The following is an 11,998-nucleotide window of genomic DNA, read 5'->3' on the forward strand; positions in this document are numbered from 1 at the left end:
CCCCGAAGGAGCCGGAGGCCGCCGCCGGGCGAGGGCGTCAGCAGATGGGCAGGCCGGGGACCGGCTCCCAGTTGCTGCCGCCCGAGATCTTCGTCGCCGGGAACCAGCCCCAGCCGCCGTGGGTGCTGCCGGTGTCACCCTGGGTGAAGAGCCACCAGTCGTTGCGGGCGTCGCCGACGGGCGGGTTGGGGTAGCCGGCGTCCTGCTGCTGGCAGATGAACCAGTTGTCGCCCGCGTACAGGTCGCCGATGTCGGTGGCGTACCAGATGATGTCGCCGCTCTGGTAGTTGTGACAGTAGCGGGCGGTGTCGGTGCGGCCTTCGGGGTCCGTCTTCGTGCCGGCGTCGCCCCAGCAGCCGTTCGGTGCCGCCGACGCGCTCGCCGGAGCCGTCACGATCGCCCCGGCCGCCAGCACCGCCGCTGCTCCGAGCGAGGCCAGAATGCGCTTCATGGTGTGCCCTCCTGGTGCTGCCACCCCCGTAGGTGGACGGCTCCACCTTTGCGCGAAGGGGCGGGGAGGGGTACCTCGGAACTCTCAGGGTCACTTCTTCCCCGGGGGCGTGTATTCCTTGAGGTGGTGAACGACGCGGTCGGTGTAAGAGCGGTACTTCGGGGGAACTCCGCCCGCGTCGTTCACCTTCGCATAGGACGTCCGGTAGGCCGCGGCGATCAGCACCCGCCGGTCGCCCGGCAGTTCGGCGTCCAGGCGCGGCGCGATCCAGCACAGGTACCGGCCCATCGCCGGAATGGACTCGGCGGGAGGGAACGGCGGCTTGGGCACCGACTCCCCGGGCGTGCCGTCCTCGTGCATCCACCAGCGCAGCACGCTCGGCGTCCAACGGGCGATGCCGTACTCGTCCTTGTCGGGATCGGAGAGGTCCGGGTCGAAGTTGCTCTCGACCTTCAGCATGGCGGCGATCAGGGACGGGGTGACGTCACCCTGGTCGCAGTCGTGCGCCGTCTCGACGATCAGCAGACGGTACGCGGAGGGGATGCCCCGGTCGGTACGCAGGTCGGCGGCGCCGTACGGGGCGGCGGTGACGCTTCTCGTACCGGCGTTCCCGGCGCTCCCGCCACCGTCGTCCGAGGCACCGTCCGCCCAGGTGCTGATGCCGTATCCGAGCACCGAGACGGCGACGGCGGCGACCGCGGCGCCCATGACCACCGCCGTCCGGCGTCCACGCCGGACCCGCACCCTCGGCAGGCGGGGGGACCGGCCGGTGCCGGCCACGGCCTCCACCTGCCGCAGCAACTCCTCCCCGGAGATCCGTTCCGTGTGCGTACGCGCCAGGCACGTACGCACGATCTCGCGCCAGCCGTCCGGGAGTCCGGGGGACAGGCGCAGCTCGTCCGTGCCGCGTGCGTAGCGCACCGCCGCGTCCCGGCGGGCCGAGGGCGTGCCGCCCGGCAGGGGGAACGTGTCCGTCAGGACCAGGTGCGCGAGGACCCCGAAGGCCCATACGTCGGCCGAGGGCCTCGTCTGCCGCCCCCGCTCGCCGATCTCGGACCAGAGCATCTCGGGCGGCGTGTAGTCGGGCGTGGAGAACGCGGGCGTGTAGGCGTGGGTTCCCTCCAGCTCGGCCGCCATGTTGAAGTCCGCGAGCCGGGCCGAACCGTCCTCCATCAGCAGGACGTTGGCGGGTTTGAGGTCGCCGTGCACCCAGCCGGCGTCGTGCAGCTGGGCCAGCCCCTCGCAGATCTGCGCCAGCAGGGCGGGCCCGTGCGGCGGATGCGGGGATCGGGCCAGGAGCCCCGCCAGGGAGTCCTCCGCGCGTTCCAGTACGAGGACGGTGGCGCCGTCGAGTTCGGGGTGGTCCGGGTCGTCGACCGTGAGGGCCTCGTACATGCGGATCAGCCGGGGGCGCTTGAGCCGGCGGTGCAACTCCAGCTCCCGCTCGGTCAGTTCCCGCAGGTGGGCCAGCTGCCGGGGCGTACCCGTGCCGGTGGGCAGGAACTTCAGCGCCGCCGACCGCGGCAGGCCCTCGTGCGGTCCGGTACGGCGGGTCTCGTGCCGACCGGCTTCGTGCCGACGGGCCTCGTACACGCTCCCGAACGCGCCTGTGGCGATGGGCGCCCGTACCTCCCAGGGCCCGACCCGGTACCCCTTCGGCACCGCGACCGCGTACGCCTCCGTCACCGCGCCTCCCGTCTCGTCGGCGCCAGCAGGACGATCAGGTCGTCCTCCCGTACCAGGTCGAAGCGGAGTGCCAGGGACACCAGGGACTCCTTCTTGCCGTTGAGGCGCGGTCCGGTGTCCGCCGTCTCGGGGCCGGGTTTGAGACGGAGCTTCACGGCCAGGTAGTCGATGTTCCACTGCACCGAAGTGCGGGACGCCGCCTGCCAGTTGGGGCGTAATCGCTCGACGACCTGGTCGACCGTGGGCAGTGGTGCGTGCGGTTCACCGCGCAGCCGGGGCTCGCAGAGAGCGGCGAGGACCGCGAAGTAGCGTTTCGTGCGGTCGACGGAGAAGGCGGGCGCGGTCGTCGTGCCGTCCAGGCCCTCCGGGGACCGCAGATAGTCGTGGCGGGGCGCCCACACCTCGACGGGCAGCAGGTCGCCCGCCGCCGGGAGGACGATCCTGGAGAACTCGAAGGGGATCGGCGCGTCCAGCCGGCCGGGCGCGACCTTGATGTGCTCGCCCGCGCCCTCCGGGTTCTCCACCACGTACGTCTGGTGGGACGAGAGGTTGCTCAGCGTCCAGAAGGTGCCCTGGGCGGTGATCTCACCGGCCTTGCGGGACACGCCTTCGTGCGCGATCGCGAGTTCGTTGCCGCTTTCGGAGCGGCCGAAGGCCAGCCGTTCGCCGGGGGCCAGCCGGAACCGGGCGGCGTCGGGCCGGAAGCGGTCGCGCTCCGTGGTCGGCGGAGGTACCACGATGATGCTGTACAAGGTCGTTCTCCCCGTCCCGTGTGCAGCTGTGGGAGCCAGGGTAGGCGGACGCACCAGGGCCGTGGCCCTCCTTGGCGGAGTGGAACACGGCCCTTGGCGTGAATGGCGTGAACGTGACGTTCCGGAGTGGGCACCCGCCCCTTCAGCCCTTGATGACCACCGAGCTGCACACCTTGTCGGCGAACGTCTGCTTCTTCTCGTCCCACAGCGGCCACAGCCAGCCGAGATAGCAGGCGAAGCTGTCGAGGAAGTGCGCGAGGCGGCGTACGAACGCCATGCCGACGCCGAGCGGCCTGCCGTCGATCTCCCGCAGCAGCCGGATGCCGAGAGCCTTCTTGCCGATGGTCTGACCGGTCTTGCCCTCCTGGACCAGCATCCAGATCATGGCGCCGAACACGGTGACGAGGCCGACGAGAACGAGGAACGTCGACACCGGGTCGGCGCCGATGGCCGCGCCGATCACGACGGGGAGGTAGGCGACCGTGAGGACGAGCCCGTCCACCAGCGTCGCGAGGAACCGCAGACCCCAGTGGGCGAACGGGGGCATACCGGCGTACATCTGCTGGTGGGGGTCGGGGTATCCGGGGTACTGCTGGCCGGGCTGCTGGGGGTAGGCGTAGCCCTGCTGGGGCGGCACGCCCTGCGGTGCCTGCGGGTAGCCGTAGCTGGGGGGCTGGTCCTGCTGCGGGTATCCGCCGTGGCCCTGCTGAGGGTTCTGCGGCTGACCGTAGGGGTCGTGGGGTGGGGGCGGGCCGAAGCTCATGGCTGGTTTCCTCCGTTGCGCATGTGGGGACGGTGCGGACACGCTCGGAGGAACATGGTGATATGAGCGGTGCGCCCCCCGGTGCCGGCCGCAGTACTGCACTTTTCATCGTTCTACCGAGGGAGAGTTCCTGTCCAGCCTGGCGAATCAGGTGTTGTGCAGCTGCAACCTGCGTGATCTTTGCCCGGGCGGGACCTCGGACCGCCCCGACTGCCCGGGCCGCCCGGGTTGCCCGGCCCGATTGGAACCGGGGCCCCGTCATCCGCGAGAATGGCCGCATGACCGCCCAGATTCTCGATGGCAAGGCCACCGCAGCCGCGATCAAGTCCGATCTGACCGTCCGAGTGGCGGCCCTGAGGGAGAAGGGCATCACGCCCGGACTCGGCACCGTCCTGGTGGGTGACGACCCCGGCAGCCAGAAATACGTCGCAGGCAAGCACCGCGACTGCGCCCAGGTCGGCATCGCCTCCATCCAGCGCGAACTGCCCGCGACCGCCACGCAGGAGGAGATCGAGGCGGTCGTCCGCGAGCTCAACGAGGACCCGTCCTGCACCGGGTACATCGTCCAACTGCCGCTTCCCAAGGGCATCGACGAGAACCGCGTCCTCGAACTGATGGACCCGGACAAGGACGCGGACGGGCTCCACCCCATGAACCTCGGCCGTCTCGTCCTGAACGAGCCGGCTCCGCTGCCCTGCACCCCGAACGGCGTGCTCACCCTGCTCAGGCAGTACGGAGTGGAGATCAAGGGCGCCGAGGTCGTGGTCGTCGGCCGTGGTGTGACGATCGGCCGGTCGATGCCGCTGCTGCTCACGCGGCGCTCGGAGAACGCGACGGTGACGCAGTGCCACACCGGCACCCGCGATCTGGCCTCGCATCTGCGCCGCGCCGACATCATCGTCGCCGCGGCCGGCTCCGCGCACCTGATCCGCCCCGAGGACGTGAAGCCGGGGGCGGCCGTCCTCGACGTCGGGGTCTCCCGCAACGCCGACGGCAAGATCGTGGGCGACGTCCACCCCGGTGTGGCCGAGGTCGCCGCGTGGATCTCGCCGAACCCGGGCGGGGTGGGCCCGATGACCCGCGCCCAGCTTCTCGTCAACGTGGTCGAGGCGGCGGAACGCAGTGCCGGCTGAGCAGGAGCCGGGAGCCCCGGCCGAACGACACGCTGTGACCTCGACCGGGACGGAGGCCCCGACCGGAACGGAGGCCCCGGCTGAGACCGAGGCCCCGGTGCGCGGCAAGGCGCCGGAGTCGGGCTCCGGCTCGGGACCTGAGTCTGAGCCTGAGCCGGACTCGGGCTCGGAGGCCGGTGCCGAAGACCCCGCCGGCCCTTCCGCCCAGGAAGGCGATGAGCTCACCGTGAGCGACGCCGTCAGCGCGCCCGGCCCCGACGGGGAACCCCGACGTGTCACGCGGCGCTTTCCGCTCTTCACGCGCGACACCGCGCGGCCCGAGGGCGGCGGCAGGGCGGCTTCCCGCGAAGCGCCCGCGCCTGCCCGGCAGTGGCCGATCCTCGCGGTCACCGGCATGGTCGGGCTCGGGCTGCTGCTGACCGCGCTCAGCCTGTTCAAGGCCGGCACCCTGCTGATCGGCGTCGCGCTGCTCGTGGGCGCGGCCATGCGCTGGATGCTGCCCGACGTGGGCATGCTCGCCGTACGGTCCCGGTTCACGGACCTGGTCACGTACGGCGTCCTGGGTGCGACCATCGCGCTGCTCGCGATGATGGCGCAGCCCAACCCCTGGCTTGTGCTCCCGTTCCTGGACGACACGCTGCACTTCACGATCAGGACGTAGGCACTCCGCTCGGTGCTGTGGGGTTTGCGTCGCTCGGCGTCGTGGTGATCTGCGGGTCCGCTGTGGCTGGGCGCGCAGTTCCCCGCCCCCCTGCGGGGCGCCTCCGCGTACCGGTCGGGCCGTCTCGTCAGCCGAGTGCGAAGTCGGTGGGAGACTGGACCGCCGACCAGCGGACATGCAACGGTGCATGCCCACAGGCCCGAGTGCTCCCGTGCGCCCCCACCCCGGGAACTGAGATCCTGCCCTGGCGCATCCCTGTGGGTAGCCAGAACGGGGAGCGGCAGAGGGCTCATCGCGCGGGAGAAGCCAGCACGTACGGGGGGAAAGAGGGGGGTAGCAATGCCTCGTTGGAGGGACTTGCCGGATGAACTCGATCCGCAGGTCAGGGAGTTCGCCAGCCAGCTGCGCCGGCTGGTCGACCGAGGCGGACTCAGTATCGCCGCCGTGGCCGACCGCACCGGATACAGCAAGACGTCCTGGGAGCGGTATCTGAACGGCCGCCTGCTCGCGCCCAAGGGCGCGATCGTGGCGTTGGCCGAGGTGACCGGGACCAATCCCGTCCATCTGACGACGATGTGGGAGCTTGCCGAGCGGGCCTGGAGCCGTTCGGAGATGCGCCACGACATGACCATGGAAGCGATCCGGATCTCCCAGGCGCGCGCCGCGCTCGGAGAGTTCGGGCCGACTCCGGCCAAGGGGGGACGGAACGAGAAGCAGGCGCGCGCCGGGGGGAGCAGGACGGCCGCGCCCACGCCGGGTATCGCGGGGCCCGCGGGGGTGGCCCCCACGGTGCCTCCGCAGAGCGCGAGCACGGCACAGCCGGCACAGCCGGTACAGCCGGTACAGGGGGACGAGCGCAGGTCGCCGTACGGAGCCGGTGCCGAGGGCGCCGGTGCCGGAGCAGGCGCGGGTGCGGGTGCGGGTGTGCGTGGTGGCGGCTGGGGAGTCGTCGCCAGGCCTCCCGGAGCGTCGGGGGAGTCCGGGGTGTCCGGGGTGTCCGGAGCGCCCAGGTCCACCAGGCCCCCCGGGGCCATGGGCCCCGGCGCGTCCGGCGTGTCCGGCGTGTCCGGCCTCGGTCCTTCGGGCGCCTACGGGCCGGCCGGGGGGCCGCCTCAGGACGCGCGGCCGGGACCCGGCGGCCCGCCCGGCGCTGCGCCCGACGGGCCGCGGCGGAAGCGGCGGCTCACCCTGCTGGTCGCCGGGATCGTGGGCGTAATGGTGGTGATAGCCGCGGCCGTGTTCCTCGCCTCCTCCGGTGGTGACGGCAAGGACAAGGTCGAGGCGAAGCCGACGCCGAGTCCGACCGTGAGCAAGGAACTGCCCGCCGGCGTCGAGTGCAGTGGCGCGGACTGCGCGGGCAAGGACCCGGAGAACATGGGCTGCGGCGGGACGCTGGCGCAGACCGTGGAGCAGGCCGTCGTCGGCACCGCCCAGGTCGAGGTGCGCTACAGCGAGACGTGCGGCGCCGCGTGGGCTCGTATCACGGCGGCCGGAGCCGGGGACGCGGTGCGGATATCGGCGGGCTCGGCCGCCGCGCAGAGCGCCGAGGTCGACACGGACACCGACGCCTACACCCCGATGGTCGCGGTGAAGAACGCCACCGCGGCGAAGGCCTGCGCGACACTCCAGTCGGGCCAGGAGGGCTGCACGAAGTAACCAGCCCCGCACGACACGGACCGGGGTCCCGCGCAGGACTCCGGCCGAACGGGCGCGCCGACTCGACCGAGTCGGCGCGCCCGTTCGCGTCGAGGCGCGGGGCCGCCGCCGCGGGGCGGTAAATGGCCGCCGTGCGGCAGGAATGCCCGGCGTACTTCGGGGCAGGCGAACCGTACCCCCACGGGAATCCGGCGTCGGTTCGGGGAGGACGCACCGCTCTCCCCACCGACCGGCACCCCCACCTGGCGGCCGTCGGCCTCTCTCCTGGCCGACGGCCGCCTGCCTTTCCGTCCAGGCCCGGGCGCGGCCTTGTGGGGTGGGCCACAGCGGCCCCGCCCGTCCGGGATTCCGGATGCGCGATAGCCTGACCGCTGGATCTCTCTTGACGCCAAGAGATCGATCATCGGAACCGATGATCGATCATCGCGGCGACAGGGCCGGGATTCCGTACCCCGGGGCAGGGACGCCCCACCGTCAGCTGTCATACGGAGAACGCCATGACCCGCACTCCCGTGAACGTCACCGTCACCGGCGCGGCCGGCCAGATCGGTTACGCCCTGCTCTTCCGCATCGCCTCCGGCCAGCTGCTCGGCGCGGACGTGCCGGTCAAGCTGCGTCTTCTGGAGATCACGCCGGCACTGAAGGCCGCCGAGGGCACCGCCATGGAGCTCGACGACTCGGCCTTCCCGCTCCTTCAGGGCATCGACATCACCGACGACCCGAACGTCGCCTTCGACGGCACGAACGTCGGTCTGCTCGTCGGCGCCCGCCCCCGCACCAAGGGCATGGAGCGCGGTGACCTCCTGGAGGCCAACGGCGGCATCTTCAAGCCCCAGGGCAGGGCCATCAACGACCACGCCGCGGACGACGTCAAGATCCTCGTCGTCGGCAACCCGGCCAACACCAACGCCCTCATCGCCCAGGCCGCCGCCCCGGACGTACCGGCCGAGCGGTTCACGGCGATGACCCGCCTGGACCACAACCGCGCGCTGACGCAGCTCGCGAAGAAGACGGGCTCCACGGTCGCGGACATCAAGCGCCTCACCATCTGGGGCAACCACTCCGCCACCCAGTACCCGGACATCTTCCACGCCACGGTCGCAGGCAAGAACGCCGCCGAGACCGTGAACGACGAGAAGTGGCTGGCCGAGGAGTTCATCCCGACCGTCGCCAAGCGTGGCGCGGCCATCATCGAGGCCCGCGGCGCCTCCTCCGCGGCCTCGGCCGCGAACGCCGCCATCGACCACGTCCACACCTGGGTCAACGGCACGGCGGACGGCGACTGGACCTCGATGGGCATCCCGTCCGACGGCTCGTACGGCGTCGCGGAGGGCATCATCTCCTCCTTCCCCGTCACCACGAAGAACGGCTCGTACGAGATCGTCCAGGGCCTCGACATCAACGAGTTCTCCCGCGCCCGCATCGACGCGTCGGTGCGGGAGCTGGCGGAGGAGCGCGAGGCGGTCCGCGCCCTCGGCCTCATCTGAGCCCCGTTCTCCCCATCCTGACCCTGATCCCCGGGCGGCTGTCCGGGGATCAGCGCGTTCCGTCCCCGACGGCGAGTGCGGCCAGGTCGAGGAACGCGCGCGTGGTCGCCGCCCGCAGTCTGCCGAGATCCCGGAACCCCGGGCTGCGCAGTGACCGGTCGAACGGCACCAGGACCACCTGGCCGGCGTCGATGCCCAGCCGCCGGACGAAGCCGGCCGACGGCGCCCGGCCCACGGAGCCCTCGATCTCGGTGACCACCACGATCGCCTCGTCCGCGAGCCGCCGGTGGCCGGCGGCCCGTACTCCGTCGAGCGTGCGCACCGCCGCGTCCAGGAACCAGTCGGCGGTGCCGCAGCACAGGATCAGCCGGTCCGTGAGCCGGAGAACGGCCTCGGCCGGCCTCCCCAGCCGCAACGGTGACCAGTCGGTGAGTACGAAGGAGTAGTACGGCGCGGTCCGGGCCAGTACGCGTGCGTACTCCTGGGCGTGAGCGGTGTTGGGGCTGCGGTGGCCCGTGCGGTGCGCGGCCACCTCAAGCCCCGAGGGCAGGTGAGTCGTCAGGGCGCGAATGTCCGCGTACGAAGCGCCCGGCGGCAGGGCCGCGACGGTTTGCACGGTCGCGGGGTTGCGGTCCGTCAGGAAGGCGTCGAGCGTTCCGTTGACCGCCGCCCCGTCGAGTGCGAGGACGGGTTCCCCGCGGACGGTGGCGAGCAGTGAGCCGAGGACCGCCGTCGTCGTGGCACGCCCGCTGTAGTGGTACGCGCCGAGGAGGGTGAGGCGCCGGCTCCGGCGCAGCGGCACGCGCAGCCGTGCCAGGCGGGCCTCGTCCTCCCGGCGGGCGGCGCCGAAGCGGGACAGCCGCAGCGGGCGGTCGACAGGGCCGAGCCGTTCCCCGGCGGGCGGCAGGTCGAGCGGTACCTGCTCGGAGGCCGTGTTCCCGGCCGAGGGCGGGGGTTCGGCGCCGTCCTGCGGCGCCCGGGTCAGGGCGATGTACTGCGCGAGGACGTCCGCGACCGTCCCCGCCGACGGCCGCCCGGCCGGGTCCGGGTCGAGGCAGCGCAGGACGAGCAGCCGCAGCCGGTCCCAGATGTCGCCCTGCCACTGGTGCATGTCCTCCGGCAGCCCCGGCGCCACCGGACCGGTGTCGGTGCTGATCAGATGGAGGAGTTCGCCCAGGGAGCGCACGTTGTCCTCGACGGTCGGGACAGGCCCCGAGCCGAGGTACTGCCCGTCGACCACGCAGTCCGACAGGTCGGCCAGCACCACCGTGCGGCGCAGCACGAACACGCTGTCGGCGTTGAAATTCCCGAGCACCAGCCCGCTGAGGTGGCAGATGTTGAGCGCGCTCGCCAGATGCCAGCCGACGAGCAGGCCGGCGAGCTTGTCGAAGGGGGCGGCACCCCTCTGGTAGGCCAGGCCGGCGATGTCCGAGAGGCGTGGCGGCTGTGCTTCGAGGGGGTCGGCGTCGGTGATCGGGGCCGTCGCGAGCCAGGGCGGCCTTTCGGTGAGCCCGGTGCCGCGCAGGACGGGCGCGTACCGTCCGGCGAGCCGGGTGAGGACCTCGGCCTCCACGTCGATCAGCCGGGCGTTGGCCGTGGGGAGGTCGGGCCGCGGCACCCGCAGCACCGCCGGGCCTCCCTGGTCGGGGCGCACGTCGACGGCCCGGTACAGGACGGTCCGCCGGCCTTTGCGCCGGCCCAGCAGCTCGTAGGGGCCCAGGCGCCGGGGGTCGTCGTCCGTCAGCGGCGCCCAGTCGTCCGTCCCCGCGGAGGGCGGCGGTGTCCGCTCGACGCGCTCCGTGCCGCCTGTCGTCTCGACGGAGACCCCGAAACGTGTCAGCAGGCGCCGCTCGACACTCGTGAACGGGCGGTGGGTGCCCGGCAGTTGGGCCAGTCCGTCCGGGTGGGCGAGCCAGGCGGGGAAGTCGGGGGAGTTGCCCGCGAGTTGTTCGATGCGCCGCCCGATGTTGCGGCCCGTCCTGAGCAGTTCGGACTGGGGGACCGCGTCGAGCAGCACCGACTTGGTCGCGTCGGGAAAGTCGAACACCAGGTGTTTGGCGGGCAGTGGCCCCGGCACCGGCGCAGGGTACGGCCGGACGAGGCCCCCGAGGAACACCTCGGCGAGGTGGGAGGTGTGCGCCGTCCACGGCACCGCCGACTGCACGAGCCGCATCACCGGTACCGACAGGGGCGACACGGCCGCCAGATGCGCCGCGAGGCGGTACGCCTCCGGGGTCGCCGCGTCCCGGAAGTGCTGGGCGCTGTGCAGGTCACGGGAGGAGGTGACGGCCGCGTACCGGCTGGGCAGGGCCAGGAGCGGCAGTTCCACGGTGGTGCCCGGGGAGGCGAGCAGATGGGACCAGTCCCGCAGGGCGGCGGGGGTGGGCTCCAGGACCGGCACCGGTATGCCGTCGAACGAGGCGAGGTCCGCGGGCAGCACCCGGTCGGTGATCTCCCAGGAGGTGTTGGCTCCGCCGATACGCCGGGTGGTGGCCTGCCAGCGCTCCGCGTGGATGCCGGACGACTCCCACATCTGCGGCGGCAAAGTGTGCAGCAGCGCCACGGGACCGCGGGCGGCCCACGCGGACAGCAGCTCGTGCAGCGCGCCGTGCCGCCACGCGGCGCCCATGCCGTCGCTGACGACCAGGACGAGGGTGCGGCCCGAGGGGTCGTTCACCGTGCTGGTGGGCAGCGGGGCGCTGTCCTGCTGGAACGGCCGGGCGCGCAGGTGTGGCGCGTGGGCGACGCGGGTGTCGAGGCCGTGCACGCGGGTGGTCGCGAAGGCGCCGAGGCGTTCCAGGAGAGTACGCAGTTCGGCGCCGAGCCGGTGCCAGAGCAGCATCGACAGGCCGTCGTCGACGAGCAGCACGAGATGCAGCCAGCGTTCCTGGACGGGCCGTTGCACCACGTCCGGCAGCCGGCTCTCGGCGAGCTGGGCGGCCGTGCGCTCCTCGTCGACCTCCAGGCGGTGCCGGCTGGCCCGGCGGCGGCGCAACGGGCGCAGCGCGCGGCCGAGTTCGAGTTCGTCGCCGAGCGCCTTGTCCTCGGGCACCCGCACGGGCAGCGCGGGCCGCGGCTCCTGGGCGGGCCGCAGCGGTCGCAGGCCGGGGGCCGGTGCCTGGCGGGCCGCCGCGTAGAGGGACGGCGCGGTGAGATCGGGCAGGTCCTGGTCGTCCGGTTCCGGTACGGGCGGCCGGCCGGACCCCGGTGCCTCGTCGGGGCCGGGGACGAGCGGCGGGGCCGGTGACGCAGCGGCGGCGCGCAGGCCCCGGTTCAGCGGCGCGGTCGCGGAGGCGGGCAGCCTGCGGGCGAGCCAGAGCACGTCGAGCACCTGGTCGGCGTCCAGGTCCTGGCCGTACACCCCCAGGACCCGTAACGCCTCGGTGAGCCGTTCAGCGCCGCGCGCCAT

At 72.7% G+C, this 11,998-nt stretch carries 9 protein-coding genes; 4 read left to right on the top strand and 5 right to left on the bottom strand.

Going from position 1 to position 11,998, the window contains the following annotated elements:
* Positions 1-37 precede the first annotated feature (37 nt).
* From AOK01_RS16945 to AOK01_RS16960, 4 genes are all read right to left on the bottom strand, one after another.
* Positions 38-451 carry a hypothetical protein gene (locus AOK01_RS16945; RefSeq protein WP_055512445.1) on the bottom strand — a complete coding sequence of 138 codons (414 nt, stop codon included), beginning with the start codon at positions 449-451 and terminating at the stop codon, positions 38-40.
* Positions 452-541: 90 nt separating this feature from the next.
* Complete coding sequence (locus AOK01_RS16950; RefSeq protein WP_055512447.1) at positions 542-2,137, bottom strand: serine/threonine protein kinase; 1,596 nt, start codon at positions 2,135-2,137, stop codon at positions 542-544.
* Positions 2,134-2,889, bottom strand: coding sequence for an FHA domain-containing protein (locus AOK01_RS16955; protein ID WP_055512449.1), 756 nt, complete (start codon positions 2,887-2,889; stop codon positions 2,134-2,136). The genes AOK01_RS16950 and AOK01_RS16955 overlap by 4 nt, the downstream gene beginning before the upstream one ends.
* A gap of 142 nt (positions 2,890-3,031) precedes the next feature.
* Positions 3,032-3,652: an RDD family protein gene (locus AOK01_RS16960; protein WP_055512451.1), complete on the bottom strand. Its 621-nt coding sequence runs from the start codon at positions 3,650-3,652 to the stop codon at positions 3,032-3,034.
* Positions 3,653-3,930: 278 nt separating this feature from the next.
* Between AOK01_RS16960 and AOK01_RS16965 the strand changes: the two genes are divergently transcribed.
* The 4 genes from AOK01_RS16965 to AOK01_RS16980 all read left to right on the top strand — a co-directional run bounded on the left by AOK01_RS16965 (position 3,931) and on the right by AOK01_RS16980 (position 8,589).
* On the top strand, positions 3,931-4,785 hold the full coding sequence (locus AOK01_RS16965) for a bifunctional methylenetetrahydrofolate dehydrogenase/methenyltetrahydrofolate cyclohydrolase (RefSeq protein ID WP_055512453.1): 855 nt from the start codon (positions 3,931-3,933) through the stop codon (positions 4,783-4,785).
* A 97-nt stretch (positions 4,786-4,882) separates the two neighbouring features.
* The gene (locus AOK01_RS16970) at positions 4,883-5,446 is read left to right on the top strand and encodes a DUF3017 domain-containing protein (RefSeq protein ID WP_055512495.1); all 564 of its coding nucleotides are present in this window, start codon (positions 4,883-4,885) and stop codon (positions 5,444-5,446) included.
* 339 nt (positions 5,447-5,785) lie between these two features.
* A complete protein-coding gene (locus AOK01_RS16975) occupies positions 5,786-7,102 on the top strand; it encodes a helix-turn-helix domain-containing protein (protein ID WP_079103481.1) in 1,317 nt (438 codons plus the stop codon).
* A 497-nt stretch (positions 7,103-7,599) separates the two neighbouring features.
* Positions 7,600-8,589: a malate dehydrogenase gene (locus tag AOK01_RS16980; RefSeq protein ID WP_055512457.1), complete on the top strand. Its 990-nt coding sequence runs from the start codon at positions 7,600-7,602 to the stop codon at positions 8,587-8,589.
* A gap of 49 nt (positions 8,590-8,638) precedes the next feature.
* On the opposite strand, the gene AOK01_RS16985 is transcribed toward AOK01_RS16980, so the two are convergent.
* The gene (locus AOK01_RS16985; RefSeq protein ID WP_055512459.1) at positions 8,639-11,998 is read right to left on the bottom strand and encodes an SAV_2336 N-terminal domain-related protein; all 3,360 of its coding nucleotides are present in this window, start codon (positions 11,996-11,998) and stop codon (positions 8,639-8,641) included.

This window comes from Streptomyces aurantiacus, from assembly GCF_001418335.1.
Classification (GTDB): Bacteria; Actinomycetota; Actinomycetes; order Streptomycetales; family Streptomycetaceae; genus Streptomyces; species Streptomyces aurantiacus.

What these genes read in the sequence shown, in the direction of transcription:
- AOK01_RS16945 (WP_055512445.1), bottom strand. Translation starts at nt 451, where the DNA reads ATGAAGCGCATTCTGGCCTCGCTCGGAGCAGCGGCGGTGCTGGCGGCC.
- AOK01_RS16960 (WP_055512451.1), bottom strand. Translation starts at nt 3,652, where the DNA reads ATGAGCTTCGGCCCGCCCCCACCCCACGACCCCTACGGTCAGCCGCAG.
- AOK01_RS16965 (WP_055512453.1), top strand. Translation starts at nt 3,931, where the DNA reads ATGACCGCCCAGATTCTCGATGGCAAGGCCACCGCAGCCGCGATCAAG.
- AOK01_RS16975 (WP_079103481.1), top strand. Translation starts at nt 5,786, where the DNA reads ATGCCTCGTTGGAGGGACTTGCCGGATGAACTCGATCCGCAGGTCAGG.
- AOK01_RS16980 (WP_055512457.1), top strand. Translation starts at nt 7,600, where the DNA reads ATGACCCGCACTCCCGTGAACGTCACCGTCACCGGCGCGGCCGGCCAG.
- AOK01_RS16985 (WP_055512459.1), bottom strand. Translation starts at nt 11,998, where the DNA reads ATGGCGCGCGGCGCTGAACGGCTCACCGAGGCGTTACGGGTCCTGGGG.